Annotated in this window: 14 protein-coding genes and 1 pseudogene; 14 read left to right on the forward strand and 1 reads right to left on the reverse strand. The window is 37.5% G+C overall.

The genetic code is table 11. From position 1 onward, the window contains the following. From K6G87_RS03580 to K6G87_RS03620, 9 genes and pseudogenes are all read left to right on the forward strand, one after another. A pseudogene (locus K6G87_RS03580) lies at nucleotides 1–544 on the forward strand (glycosyl hydrolase family 8); the annotation flags it as partial. Nucleotides 545–714: 170 nt separating this feature from the next. Continuing rightward, the gene (locus K6G87_RS03585; RefSeq protein ID WP_296834002.1) at nucleotides 715–987 is read left to right on the forward strand and encodes a hypothetical protein; all 273 of its coding nucleotides are present in this window, start codon (nucleotides 715–717) and stop codon (nucleotides 985–987) included. An 82-nt stretch (nucleotides 988–1,069) separates the two neighbouring features. Next, entirely contained in the window at nucleotides 1,070–1,285 is a 216-nt protein-coding gene (locus K6G87_RS03590) for a DUF3791 domain-containing protein (RefSeq protein ID WP_296834004.1), read from the forward strand. After that, nucleotides 1,282–1,443: a DUF3990 domain-containing protein gene (locus K6G87_RS19870; protein WP_334304850.1), complete on the forward strand. Its 162-nt coding sequence runs from the start codon at nucleotides 1,282–1,284 to the stop codon at nucleotides 1,441–1,443. Before K6G87_RS03590 ends, K6G87_RS19870 begins: the two co-directional genes overlap by 4 nt. Continuing rightward, nucleotides 1,433–1,657 carry a hypothetical protein gene (locus K6G87_RS03600; protein ID WP_296834007.1) on the forward strand — a complete coding sequence of 75 codons (225 nt, stop codon included), beginning with the start codon at nucleotides 1,433–1,435 and terminating at the stop codon, nucleotides 1,655–1,657. Before K6G87_RS19870 ends, K6G87_RS03600 begins: the two co-directional genes overlap by 11 nt. 596 nt (nucleotides 1,658–2,253) lie before the next feature. Then, complete coding sequence (locus tag K6G87_RS03605; RefSeq protein WP_296834010.1) at nucleotides 2,254–2,913, forward strand: hypothetical protein; 660 nt, start codon at nucleotides 2,254–2,256, stop codon at nucleotides 2,911–2,913. A gap of 218 nt (nucleotides 2,914–3,131) precedes the next feature. Beyond that, complete coding sequence (locus K6G87_RS03610; protein WP_296834013.1) at nucleotides 3,132–4,535, forward strand: AAA family ATPase; 1,404 nt, start codon at nucleotides 3,132–3,134, stop codon at nucleotides 4,533–4,535. A 5-nt stretch (nucleotides 4,536–4,540) separates the two neighbouring features. Further along, on the forward strand, nucleotides 4,541–5,242 hold the full coding sequence (locus K6G87_RS03615) for an RloB family protein (protein WP_296834016.1): 702 nt from the start codon (nucleotides 4,541–4,543) through the stop codon (nucleotides 5,240–5,242). Nucleotides 5,243–5,293: 51 nt separating this feature from the next. Beyond that, a complete protein-coding gene (locus K6G87_RS03620) occupies nucleotides 5,294–6,475 on the forward strand; it encodes a hypothetical protein (protein WP_296834019.1) in 1,182 nt (393 codons plus the stop codon). Nucleotides 6,476–6,604: 129 nt separating this feature from the next. Here the strand turns inward: K6G87_RS03620 and K6G87_RS03625 are convergent, their stop codons facing one another. Then, a complete protein-coding gene (locus K6G87_RS03625; protein WP_296834021.1) occupies nucleotides 6,605–7,822 on the reverse strand; it encodes a helix-turn-helix domain-containing protein in 1,218 nt (405 codons plus the stop codon). A 141-nt stretch (nucleotides 7,823–7,963) separates the two neighbouring features. Between K6G87_RS03625 and K6G87_RS03630 the strand changes: the two genes are divergently transcribed. The 5 genes from K6G87_RS03630 to K6G87_RS03650 form a co-directional block, all read left to right on the forward strand. Further along, on the forward strand, nucleotides 7,964–9,481 hold the full coding sequence (locus K6G87_RS03630) for an MFS transporter (protein WP_296834024.1): 1,518 nt from the start codon (nucleotides 7,964–7,966) through the stop codon (nucleotides 9,479–9,481). Beyond that, nucleotides 9,474–11,687: a glycoside hydrolase family 2 protein gene (locus K6G87_RS03635; protein WP_296834027.1), complete on the forward strand. Its 2,214-nt coding sequence runs from the start codon at nucleotides 9,474–9,476 to the stop codon at nucleotides 11,685–11,687. The genes K6G87_RS03630 and K6G87_RS03635 overlap by 8 nt, the downstream gene beginning before the upstream one ends. Before the next feature lie 294 nt (nucleotides 11,688–11,981). Continuing rightward, entirely contained in the window at nucleotides 11,982–12,923 is a 942-nt protein-coding gene (locus K6G87_RS03640; RefSeq protein ID WP_296834030.1) for a phosphatase PAP2 family protein, read from the forward strand. A gap of 61 nt (nucleotides 12,924–12,984) precedes the next feature. After that, nucleotides 12,985–13,311: a thioredoxin family protein gene (locus K6G87_RS03645; RefSeq protein ID WP_296834033.1), complete on the forward strand. Its 327-nt coding sequence runs from the start codon at nucleotides 12,985–12,987 to the stop codon at nucleotides 13,309–13,311. An 856-nt stretch (nucleotides 13,312–14,167) separates the two neighbouring features. Beyond that, the coding region (locus tag K6G87_RS03650) for a hypothetical protein (RefSeq protein ID WP_296834035.1) at nucleotides 14,168–14,355 on the forward strand (188 nt) is incomplete at its 3' end.

Here is a 14,355-nt window from a genome sequence, read left to right on the forward strand (position 1 = left end):
GGCATATGAAGAGGACAGAGAATTCTTTAAAAAGGCTGCAACAGTCAGCAGGAAATACCTTGTAACAGCCTGCCATCCGGAGACTGGTCTTAATGCTGAATATGCTAACTTCGACGGCACTCCAATGGATGAGAAGCTTCCTTGGGGACAATTTGGTGACTTCTTCAGCGATGCCTACAGGACTGCTGCCAATATAGGCCTTGATGCAGAGTGGTTCGGAACAGATGAAGGGCAGCTTTGCCTGCCTATTAAGGCTATGAAGTTCTTTGGCACAGACCTTGAAGCTGTAAGATGCGCATACAAAGTGGATGGTACTCCTCTTGAGAGGCCTGTACTTCATCCTGTAGGACTGGTAGCTACTATTGCTCAAAGCGCTCTGTCAGTTCCTTACAGCGATGCTCCGGACAGCGACTTTAGTGTAGCTGCCAAGTGGGTTAACTGGTTCTGGAATCAGCCACTTAGAAAGGGCGAGAGAAGATACTATGATAATTGCCTGTATCTATTTGCACTGCTGGCACTGTCAGGGAATTATAGGATTTGGTAAGTAAATATGGTCTGTTTACTGAGGATGATCATGTAATGCCAGAGATGGCGGACATCTTAAAAAGAGTATTTATAGCGGCTTGCAGTCACACTTGTGTTGCAAGCCGTTTTTTTCTAAAATTGTTCTATAAATGAAACTTTTATGTTTCGAGGGGGAGCAAAACAGTGAAAATGAAGAATAAGGTAAAGCTAAAAAATATAGCGGTTTTGGTTTTGTTAGTTCTTCTTGTTGCCGCCATAGCAGGCGTTTTCATTATTAACATGTATCATAAAAATAAGAGCGAAGAAAAGCGTCAGTACTGGCAAAATGTATACGCAAAAGAATATTTCTATACATATGATAATGAGTCTGGAGAGCTCATAATTTCTGATCCAATTATCATAGAGGCTATGCAAAAGTGGGATCAGGAATGCTGTTCTTTTCCCAAAGTAATATGTTCATAAAAACAGAACACAGATCATGAGATGTTCTTTTAAGTTAATTATTGTATAATTGGGTTATAAATATATTTTATGAGGATAGACTATGGATAAGGAATCTTTTTCATTTGTAATTTATATGATTCATGCATGTGCCAATAAGTGGGGGAAGTTTCCCTCTGAAGTATATGCATTACTTACAAAAGCAGATTGTATTAATAAATATCTTGTTCCTCATTTTGATATACTTCACACTCAGAGTACAAATTATATTATTGATGACATTGTAGAATACTTGGGGGTTAGGGGGATCAAGATATGAGAGTTTATCATGGATCTGTGGAGATTGTTAAGACGCCGGATGTTTTGCATTCATACAGACCGTTGGACTTTGGCAAAGGATTTTACGTAACGACTGTCAAGGAACAGGCTGAAAAATTACATATGTTTCTTTTTATGAGGTATGAGTATGGACGATAAAGCTTTGGAACAGGTTTATCAGGAAAACCTGGAAGAGAGAATTATTTCATATCTGGCAGAGCAGAATGGATTATCTTTAGAAGATGCTATGGCGGTATATTACTCAAGCAAGCTTTCTAATAAGATCCATGAAGGAAAAGAGGACATACAGTATCTCGATTACAAGGTACTAGTTGATATTTTAAAACAAACTGAGCCGCAGTTGTTTAAGTGATTTAAGTAAATGACCGTGAATTACTTCACGGTCATTTTTTGCACAGGAATAATTATCTAACATATATTACTGACAAACTTATGGAACGTTATTTTGTTTATTTGCGAATTATAAAATAATCATTTACTTGTAAATTTTTATCTGATATATTCTTTTTACAACAAATCATTGTTGTGATTATTCATTCTGAATGATCAAATTGGGGAAAATATTGTTTAATGTTTTATGAAGGTAAGGCAGCGTAATATTAGCTGCAGATGATCTGTTATCATTAATTGGGGAGTATATTGCGTAGTTATATTGGCTACAATACTATAGGATTTTTGCATAATTTTTGATAAGACTTTTCTTGTCTTATTCTATATCTTAGTCTAGTTTTTTAATCCGTCTCAGGGTATTTCTCCAGATATATATATTTTTAGTAAATATTTTAAGGCAACTATGGCTAATAGTATGTCCAGATCATGATTATTGCCTTTTGCTTTTGGATAGTTCCAGTTAATTGTGGGGAGGGAGGAACTGTTTTTGGTAAAGCAATGGAACTTCCATGCTTCGGTAAGAGGTTATGATAAAAAATTTGTAAAAAGGAATATGGTATGAAAAAAATTTTTTCAACATTGTTATATGGTGCAGCAGCTATTGTTGAATGCGCATCACAGGTACAATCAGCAAATAATAAAGGATTTAAAACTGTATATCAAAATTCAAATATAAATAAATCTTCAGCCGTTAAGGCACATGTTTCAAATTGTAACTATCCAACAGGAGTTCTTGGTATAAGGCCAACAAAAGCTTTCGAAGAAGTATATATGAAAGTTGCAGCAATTATCGATTCATTTGATAAAGGCGATTGCCTGCATTATTTCAAGGAAGTTGAGGATATATTAGATAGTCTGGGATATGAATATACCTATGAAGTTGATGCTTTTTGCGAGTATGATAGATGGATTATAGTTAAAGATCCGGAAGCAAATGCAGAGATTCGCATTTATGGTTACTACGACGAATTTGATAATGTTGATGTATCAAGTGATAATATCATATATGATCTTTCCAGTATTGAATATCAATCGGGGCAGTATTATGGCATAACTGACATTCCAAATCATCTTGGAGATCCCTGCAAGCATGGAGTAGACACAAGCCATAAGGTATCCAATTCTTATAAGTATGTAAATATAAGCAGACCTGAAAATGCTATAACTAACGTAAGTAGTACAGAAGCTGTTCGCAGATTCTTCTTTATAACTGAATAAGAATTATAATGAATTATAAAATCCCAACTTAAGTCCTTATCACGGATGTGAGGCTGGGATTTTAATGCTATGGAAGGGTAAATAACTTGGTCAAATGACATATTTGATTGTTTTACATCGTCAAAAAGCGAAAAAATCTCTATATACGCATTTAAAATATTGTATTTCCTCTTTGGAAATATTATAATTAAAGAACATCCTGGAAGGAGGCGCTTATTATGTTAGTCAAATTATCTGTAGAAAACTATAAATCGTTTGATCAAAAGGAAGAATTATCAATGATTTCTTCCAGTAAGATGCAGGGAAATAAGAGCCATCGTGTAAAAATTAAGCAGACGCAAATTTTGAAAAATGCAATTGTCTATGGTGCGAATGCTTCTGGTAAATCTAATCTAGTTGCGGTATTTGCTTTTATTAAAGCTGCTTTGATGGAAGGAATACCGGTTGGATCTGCAAATGATTTTTGCAGAAATCGACAGGAGAATAAAAACCGCGAAAGTGTATTTGAGATTCAGTTTACGGCGGGAGATACTTTTTACGCTTATGGATTTTCTGCAATACTGAGCCAAAGAAAGATTACTGAGGAGTGGCTATATGAACTGATGCAGGATGGCAGTGCTCATCAACTCTTTTTAAGAGAAGGTAATAATGCTCCTATTTTGGGTGATACGGTAAAATTATCTACAGCAGAGAAGGGAAGATTTAGTGTTTATTCAGAAGATTTTGCGGGTCAGGATACGCAGTTATTTCTGACTGAAATGAATCGAGGAAAGAAGTATCCTGAGAAGTCTAAACTGATTTTTTTCGTAGAAGCATTCGGCTGGATCATGAATAATATAATCGTCATCAATCCAAACATTGGTATTTCAAATACTGAAGCATATTATAATGATGAATCTTTAGAAAACATAAGCAAACTGATCCAGACTTTTGACACCGGTGTTACAGAGATAAAAACAAGACAGATTACTATAGATGAGATGGGCAAGATGATTCCTGCTGAAGTTGTCCAGGGAATCTTTTCTCAGTTGAAAGCTCAGCTTCAGATTAGTAATCTTCCAAGCATTCAGATGACATGGAGGGTTGAAGGTGGCTTCTTTAATATTCGCATAAAAGATGGGCAAGAACCTGAGATTTCAACGCTGGTTCTCAGGCATGGCAAATCTGTTTTTGATTTTAACTTTTCCGAGGAATCAGATGGTACAAAGAGATTGTTTGATTTGATAGATATGCTCCTTACTGAACGACCTGATACTGTATTTGTTGTTGATGAATTGGAGCGCAGTTTGCACCCTAAGCTGACAGAGCATTTTCTGATGCTTTTTATGGAAGCTCATGATGGTGTAAGAATGCAGCTGGTATTTACGACTCATGAAGACACGATAATGGATCAAAGTCTTTTCCGTAGAGATGAGATATGGTTTGTGGAAAGAGATTCTGACAATGCCAGCAAGATTTATTCTCTGGACAGATTCAAGGAAAGATATGACAAGAAGCTTAGTAAAGCTTATCTTGAAGGAAGATATGGTGCTATTCCTGTGTTCAGACAGTTTTCTTTCAGGAAGGACACTGAACGACCTGGGGATGTTCGTTTAGCACGGACCGAAGCGAAGAGGAGATAGTAAATATGCCCGTACATACATATACGAACTGGAACCAGCGTCCTTCAGATCAAGAAGAGCAGATTGAACCATTTAGGAAGTATTTTTTTATTTGTGAAGGTGCCAATACAGAGACTTTTTATTTCAAACACCTGATTGACTTAAGAAAAGAACTTGGAATTCATCCTTTGATAGATATCAGATTGTGGGAAAAGACTGAAGAAGACAAAAATATTTCATTTGCAAAAAGACTTTTTGATTTTGCGGAAGAGCAAAAGAAGAATTTGAATAATGGTTTTGATGTTAATAGAGATAAGATGGTCATTGTTTTTGATGGTGATATCTTTGAAGCAAAGGTTCAGGGATATGATGAACTACTTGCTGTAATTGAAAAAAATGATATTGCGGCGGTGACAAATCCAAATTTTGAACTGTTCCTGATTCTTCATATCGAGGGTAGCTACGAAAAGTATATAAAAGGTAATGAGGAAGAGTTTTTGACTGCAGACGATAGAACCAGGTACAGTCACGCGTATTATGTCCTTCATGAACTGACAGGGATGAATGCTAAAAAGAATCCGGAAATTGGAAAACTTGCGGATAATGTCCTTGTTGCAATTGAACAAGAGAAAAATATTAATCAGGATATTCATAATCTGAAAGGAAAGGTAAGCAGTAATATTGGTAAGGTTATCGGTGAGATAATAAACGAGAAACCTAATATATAGAATTGAGTTATATGAGAAATTAAGAAAGAAATCGGAGAGAAAAAGATAATTATGAACATAAAGATATCAGGATTAAGGTCAGGACTCAATTATAACGATATGTTAAATCCTATAACAGGTGGTTTTGTTTCGGACATTGAAGCAAGGCTTGGATGTGAGCTTTCAATGAGCGATATTGACGACTATGACTGCGATCTGAAGCTTATTTTTGTACAGTCAGGAGGTAGTGAGAATCTCTTTTTACAAAATCTGGATAAGCTTAAGGAGCCATATTATCTGCTGACCAATGGTTCTAATAATTCGCTGGCAGCATCCCTGGAGATCATGACTTTCATTTCCTCAAAGGGTAAGAATGGAGAGATCCTTCACGGAGATGTGGACTATATTGCAGACCGTATCAGAACGCTTGTGATGACCAAGAAGCTCAAGAAAAGTCTTAATGAGACTGTATTTGGTGTGTTGGGACAGCCATCTGACTGGCTTATAGCTTCGGTCCCTTCTTACGAGGAAGTTACTAAGAAACTGGGAATAACATTTAAGGACATTTCTCTTGATGAGGTAAAAAAAGAATATGATCATGCGCTGATGGTCAATAAGGACCTGCTGCCGGGAGTCTTTGATGATGATGAAAAGGTCAAGGCTCTCAGGACTTTTGGAGCCTTCAAGACAATAGCAGACAGGTACGGCCTTTCAGGATTTACTGTAAGATGTTTTGATCTTTTAAAGCCGCTTGCAACTACAGGCTGCGCAGGTCTTGCGATTCTTAACGATGAAGGGATTACTGCCGCTTGTGAGGGTGATATAGCAGCACTTATATCGATGCACATTGTAAAGCTTCTTACAGGGCAGCCTTCATTCCAGGCTAATCCATCGAGAATATCTCCTTCGGATAACACTATGGTCTTGGCTCATTGCACGATTCCTATGGCAATGACAGATGACCTTAGGCTTGATACTCATTTTGAGTCCGGTACCGGTATTGCTATAAAGGGATATCTTCGCGAGGAAGATGTGACTATTTTCAGGCTTTCCGCTGATCTTAAGAACTTTTTTGTCAGCGACGGAACTATCATTAAAAACCTTGATGAGCCTGATCTTTGTCGTACACAGATTCTTGTGAAGTTTGAGGAAGATGTCTCTGAGATCCTGAAAAAACCTTGTGGTAATCATCATATTGTTTTCTATGGGCATCATGCAGAGGATATCAGACGAGTAATGCGAGATATTCTTTAATTATTTTTATCATCTTTTTGCTGATCCTATCGATTATGGATTAGGCGGGCAGTGATTCTTTGATCTGGGAAAATAGCTGAATCACTTATTAAGTTTACAGAAGTTGCGAGATCATTAAAGTGTAGAAGCCTAAAACTGTTTTTTAACAGGAGATCTATGTTTTTTTCTGTATTCAGAAGGTGTTTGGCCTTTTTCCTTTCGAAAACATTTTACAAAATAATTGCTATCAGGAATTCCTACGCTTTCACTGATTTCCTGGATACTCATTTTAGTGCCTGTAAGATAATTGCAGGCCTTTTTTATTCTTATGCTCCTTAGATAATTGATAGGTGTTGTTCCGATTTCTTTCTTGAATAGTGTCATGAGATAACTTCTTGAAATTGACAGTTCCTCACAGATATTGTCTATGTTTAGCTCTTTGGAAAAATTATTGTTTAAGTAAATGATCGCATTGTAAATTATGGCGCTGTATTTATTGGTGTTGTACTGATCAATGGCATTACAGAAATTTCTAACCATTTTCTCTTTGCTGGCGAGTATTTTATCAATTCGTGTTTCATTTGAAACTTCACGTGTATTCTGACCAGAGAGCTGATCTATAAGATAAGCCGGTAGCCCTTTTTTGGCAGCGCACATACGAAGAGTGGTCCTTGTTATTGCACAGGCAATTCTTTCATTTTCAATAGTTGATCCGACTTCTTTCATGTATTGAACGTCTCGCTGCATTTTATCCAGATATTTGAGCGCGCTGTTAGAATCTCCATTTTCGACAGAGTTTATAAACTCCTGTTCATTTGCATATCGAAGCTGCAGGAGATTTATTTGGTCTTCTCTGGATGTCTCTGAGGTGTTATCAGTAGTTTCAATTATAAAATCTTCCTGCTTTCTGATTTTGTAACTTTTAGAATCTGGATCGCATATTTTTATAAAACTGTTTACGATGTGCTGGGCAGATTCTACACTTAGATTAGGAAAATGCTCTCTGTATCTTAAATAATCATCTACGGACAGCCCTGTTACGCCTGATTCTTTTATGATATGGATGGCGTGCTGCTTGGACTGAAGGATAGGAGCGAACGGGCCAAAGACGTAGAAATTATCCTGGAGCATAAAGATCATGATTGTTAGGAAAAAAGGGTCTGTCAGCGTATAAATGATGTGATGATCGATACTTGAGCGCATAGCAAGAAGAGCATCTGCAGAAAAGATCATTTGGATGCTGCTTATCATATTGTTTTTACTGAAGCTTTCAGCCTCGCTTCTGTCATTGACCGTGCAGAGACCTACCTGATATAGCTCATTAATTAGTTTGGCGCTGCTTTCCAGGGTACTATTATATTTTTTCATATGCTCATCCTATAAAGTATTATTTTGCTATCTAAAGGATTTATATTCTATTTTCATTTTACACTTAATGATATTTTAATGCTATCAAATAAATTTACTCAAATAAATTCCATTAGGTTATGGATATCGTAGGAGGTTTAAATGTCTGATAGTATTCAAGCGAAATACCAGAAGTATATGAAAGAAGACGGAATTCATTTTGTTCCTGTTTGGAGGATTATAGGATTTTCCGGAGCTAACATGGCAGTTAATCTTTATATGGGATTAACTATGATAATGTCATTCTATTTAAACGGATATGTTGGAATGGCAGTTGTTCTTGCATCAAGTTTTTCTACCATCACAAGATTATGGGATGGTGTAACAGATCCTATCGTAGGATTCTTTGTAGATAAGTTCAAGGAATCTGAGAAGATTGGTAAAACAAGGCTTTGTCTGATCATGGGAGGACTGCTTCTTTTCATAAACAGTTTTCTTATGTTCAATGTTACTGATAGATTGCCAGAGGGCGGTTTTAGACCATTATTCTTTATTTTCTTTACTGCAATCTATTACATTGGATATACATTCCTTAATATCTCAAATCATGTTGGTAATGTATGTCTTACAAATGATCCTAAACAAAGACCTATACTTTCAATTGTAGGTACAGTTCTTGTCAGGATCATGAGAGCAGTAATGCAGATGGTTGTAGCAGGTCTTGCAGTTAAGTATGGATCAATGAGGAGTGCTGAGCTGTTCCACGAGTATTGGCTTATCGTTGCACTCATTGCAACAGTTGGAATTGTTATAGCATATATTTCTATAACACCAAAGGATGTTCCTTTCTTCTCAGAAGCTACTCCTAAGAAGAAAGAAAAAGTTAAATTTTCAGATTATATAGATGTACTTAAGAACAATAGACCCCTTCAGATGATGATTGTGGCAAGAGCAACTGACCAGTTTTCTAATACATGTAAAACAAGTGCAATTCTTCTTGTATTGTACGGAATCGTGGCAGGTAACTATGAGCTTTCAGGTGGTTGGACACTCTATACTACAATTGTTGGTCTTGTAATGATGGCACTTGGAATTGGTGCTATTGGTTCAAAGCTTGGTCTTAAAAAGGCAATGCAGGTTGGATCATGGGGCGTAGTTATATTTGATACCATCGCGATCCTTATCTGGCTTTTCATGGATCCTAAAACTCTTAGCCTTCCGGGTTATGTAAATGGATATGGTGAAGCATTCAGCGGTTTTACAATGTTCACAATAGCTCTTTTCCTGGTAACTGTTATAGGTGGAGGCTTCCAGATGATAACAAGTTCAATCGTACCACCTATGATTGCTGATGTTAACGATTATGAAGCTTCCCGTACAGGTAAGTATATTCCTGGAATGGTTGGAACAGTATTCTCATTCATGGATAAGCTGATTTCATCTTTTGGTCCTACCTTTGTAGGTGTTGGATTTGCAATGATCGGATTCAAGGATGCATTTCCGGATCTGGATACACCATACAGCTTCAACCTGCTGATCATGGCTATTATATTCTATTATGGATTTGAGCTTGTCGGTGCTGCGTTCAATATTATCGCAATGAAATTCTATGAGCTTACTCCTGAAAAGATGAAAGAAGTAGAATATAAGATTTATGAGATGAGGAAAGAGAATGCATAAAATTGCTATAAACGATACTTGGAAATTTAAAAAGCTTGCAGGGGATATCAGTGATATCCCTTGTGGCGCGTTAAACGAATCGGATTTTGAAAATATTGATCTGCCCCACACCTGGCATAAGGAAAGGGCATACAGAGGTCTTACTCTATATACCAAAACAATAGCTACAAAGTCATCCTGGAAGCATGCTTTTATTGATATTCCAGGCGCTGATCAGCATGCTGTTGTTCTTGTTAATGGCACAAAAGTTGCCGAGCACAAAGGCGCATATTCTGCTTTCAGAGCTAGGATTCCCGAGAATATGCTTGGGCAGGATGTAAGAATTGATATCTATCTGACCAATAAGTTAGATGATGAGATATCTCCTTTGACAGGAGATTTTACAATCTTTGGTGGCCTTTATAGAGGAATGAATCTTCTTGTCACAGAAAAAGATACTTATTTTGATCCTACTTACTATGGAACAGACGGCGTTATCTTAAGAACAAGTGTTGACGGCGCTGACGGTATTTTGACAGCAGAAATTCATGCTGTAATGGATGAAGCTGACAAGATCAAACTTGAAGTTAAGGACGCTACCGGGAATATAGTATCTGATAGTTTTTTTGACAAAAAAGACGAATTATCGATCAGAATTCCAGATGTTAAACTCTGGGATGGAAAAAAATCTCAGGCACTCTATCAGGTCAGGGCCAGCATCTGGAATGATGAAAAAGAGCTTGATGAAGTCGTGCTTACTACTGGATTTAGGAGCGTTTGCGTAGATTCTGATAAAGGTATTTTTCTAAATAAAAAGCATATCAGGATAAATGGCGTTGCAAAGCATCAGGACTTTGCTGAATCTTACAATTTATTGTCTGAATCGAATATTGAAAAAGATTTCAGTATTATAGATGAGATTGGTGCTAATGCGGTAAGGCTTTCCCATTATCAGCATCCTCAATTTGCCTATGATATGGCAGACAAGAAGGGATATCTTGTATGGGCTGAGATCCCAATGCTTAAAATGACTGATAATGAAGCGCTTAAAGAGAATGCTAAAGAGCAGCTCAAAGAGCTTATTCTTCAGAATATTCATCATCCATCAATTTTCTGCTGGGGAATTCAGAATGAAATTGGTATGTTCAGGGATGCACCTTTTATGTATGCTGCGCTTGGTAAGCTTCGAGATATTGCAAAAGAACTTGATCCTTCAAGGCTTGTAACTGCGGCTAATCTCTACACTGTTAAGTTTAAGAGTGAGCTGAATTCATCAACTGATATGATCGGTTACAATATTTATTTTGGCTGGTATTACGGCGATATGCACGACTATGACGAATTTCTGGACAGATTCCACAGTGAAAGACCTGAGGTTCCGATTGGTATAAGTGAGTACGGCGTGGATTGTAATACCAAGCTTCATTCTGAAAATCCGGTCGTTCAGGACTATACTGAAGAATATCAGGCTCTTTACCATGAGACGGTTTACCCTATATTTGAAAATAAGGACTATATATGGGGAAGTTTTGTATGGAACATGTTCGATTTTTCCAGTGACATGAGAAAAGACGGCGGCCTCTTAAATCTGAACGGTAAGGGGCTTGTGACCTACGATAGAAGCACTAAAAAAGACGCCTTTTATTACTATAAAGCAAAGTGGAGTAGTGAAAAGTTCGTTCATATCTGTTCACAGAGATTTGCCAATAGAACCAGTGATGAAGCTGATCTGAAGATCTACACGAACTGCGACGAGGTTACACTTGTTGTAAATGGACAGGTATTTGGAAAATGTAATAATAATGGAAATGGTATAGCCCTTTTTAGAAATGTTCCATTACAATATGGCGATAATATGATCGAGGTAAGTAGCGAAGGCTGCAATGATAGCTGCGTTTTCAAAAGAAGTGATACTGAAGATGAAAGCTATCGTCTTCCCAATAGCGGCGCTGGCCAGGCAGTAAAGAACTGGTTCTTGTCCGAAGATGATTTTGTGAAAGAAGGTTTCTTCTCAATTAAGGATTCTGCCAACGATCTTATAGAGAACGTAGAAGCAAGAGCTGTTCTGAAAAAATACCTGCCAGAGCTGACAGATCTTATGCTTACAAAGGACATTATCCCTCTTGGATTATCATTTCAGAGTATACTTGGAAGGAACACCCCTGAAGGGCTGGATATCCGAGCACTTAATGATGAGCTGAATAAAATTAAAAATGATCTTGTTTGAATGATATATAAAATGATCAAGATAACCCATCATCTTTAGGTGATGGGTTATCTTGATTTCGGGTGCGGGGTTATAATGCACGTACCTGTAGAACTGCGTCAGCAGTGTTTTTATAACGAGCAAAAATCGAAGCATTTGCGAGTTTAACAGAAATTGTGTCCATGAAATGTAATTATCGATAATATACTATTGATATAAATGATATAATGATATAGGTGTCAAAAGATAATTGTGACACCTGCATCATTATATGCATTTTTTATCAAAAATATATTATAAGGGAGATTGAGTAAAATGGACATTCAGTATTTGTTGTGGTTACAGGACATCAGGAATGCAACAGGCGGATTATTTGATGAGTTTTTCAACGCACTATCTAAATTCGCGGTAGATATACTACCTTTTTTCCCATTTATAGTGTTCTGGGGCGTTGATAAGAAGTGGGGGTACATATTCCTGACTAATCATTGGGTGGGAGAGCTTGTGAACGGGGTCATAAAGCTGACTGTGTGCGCTTACCGCCCGTGGATACGTTCTGATCTGATCGAACCTGCGGGAGACTCGAAAACAGCGGCAACGGGTTATTCATTCCCAAGTGGACATACTCGCACGGCAACAACAATTTATGGAACTATATTCGTATGGCAGAAGGATAAACGAAGATGGCTGGCGGTCTTATGTGCGGTTCTTATTGCGCTTACCGGCTTTTCAAGAAATTATCTTGGAGTACATACACCGCAGGATGTAATCGTAGGCTTTTTGGAATCTGTATTGACTATCTGGGTTGTTACATTTGTATTTAAGAAGGTCGAGGGCAATGGCAAGCTGATAGATATTCTGACACTCGTTGGAATTGTATTTGTTTTTGCATCTCTTATCTATATCCAGGTTAAGCCTTATCCTATGGATTATGATGCTGCAGGCAATCTGCTTGTAGATCCTAACAAGATGATGAATGACTGTTTCAAGGCCTGCGGAGCACTGCTTGGATTCCTTATCGGAAGCTATGTGGACAGGCACTACATTCATTATGAGATACCGTTTGGATCAAAGAACCTGCCTCTTCTTGTATGTGTAGGTGCCGCAATTGCCATGGCATGGAAAGAGCTGTTCGCATCTGCTACAATAGTAGCAGCATTCGGCGGCCACTGGGGCCATTTCATAGCAAGATTCATAATGCTGATATTTGCTATGTGTGTATGGCCAGTTGTGATCAAGAAAAATGCGGAAGCGTAAAGGAATTAGTTGCAAGGTGATTGTTGGTAAAACAATTGGTTGTAGCTACATAGGATGATATATGGAAAACTTATCAAAGGAAGAAAGCTTAGATGCTCTTATAAATGATTCTGTTGTTATGATACTTCAATTTGGTGCTGTGACCTGTGCTCCATGTAAGTCCATAAAGCAGAGGATAGACTTGTGGAGTGCAGATCATAAGAACGTTAAGAGTAGGTATATTGATATCGAAGAGTTCCCGATGATAGCAGAGGAGCATGGCATTTACAGTGCACCCGCGATCCTTGTATTTGTTGAAGGCAGGCTCACTGTAAGGAAAGCCGGGTATTTCAGCCTGGATGAAGTATTTATGCAGATTGAGAGATATCTGGGGATGCTGGAAGAGTAGGGAGTATTTGCATGATATTTATAAGTTTTGAAGGAAGACGGTTGGCGCTAACAAGGTTTTGTATGAGTGAATAAAAATTTTTGAATAGAAACACCTGCAACTAAGGCGGATAGGATGCCGTAGCTGCAGGTGTTTTGTGATTTATCGAAAATTATAATCTTAGTGTGACACTTCTGTGACAGACGCTTTGCTATTATTAAGTCAATATAAGACAAGGACAGGATTTTGCAGCAAATATATTGTGAATATAAATGCGGAGGATATCCTGTAGATTGTCTTTCATACAGAATGATCAAGTAGTCTGAGTGGCCTTTGCTTCACGCAGGATGTAACGAGATCATTAGAATAAAAATACCTGCAGCAAAGGTGGCTTTGGCTTCACCGGTGGCTGCGGGTATTTTTATATTAATCGAGGTATGGACAAATAAAACATTGTAGGAAATCCTTTGTTTTCAAATGGTTTACGGATAAGAGTAAGTGTGTCAAAGCCTATTATCCGCAAATCTTGTTTCTATTCTTTGTGGATTCTTCTGATTTACGGATAAGAGACAGTGAGACGAAGGCTCTTATCCGTAGATAGTAGAGGATGTGAAGTTTATAATCTCTTGGATTTCTGCTGATTTACGGATAAGCGTAAGTGTGTCATAGCCTGTTATCCGCAAATCTTGTTTTTGATCTTTGCGGATTCTACTATTTTACGGATAAGAGATGATGAGACAAGGACTCTTATCCGTAGATGGTAGAGAATGTCTGATTTTTCAAGTATATTAAATTCATTAAGTCTTTGAATCTTTTAATATGGGAAGGTATACTTTATATATTACTAGAAAAAATTTTTACCAAAAAGGAAGAGACAATGGAATATATCGACATTTATACAAGAGACGGCAAGTTTACTGGTATCACAAGGCCTAAGCACGATCCCAAAAAGCCGGGTGAATATTACAGGCATGCGCTTATTATCATGAAGACTTCTGATAGTCCTGCACCTGGCACGGGCGAGGGGATGTATGTTGTGCAGCAGAGGTCACTTAAAGCCAGGTA

It is taken from the genome of Butyrivibrio sp., assembly GCF_024699075.1.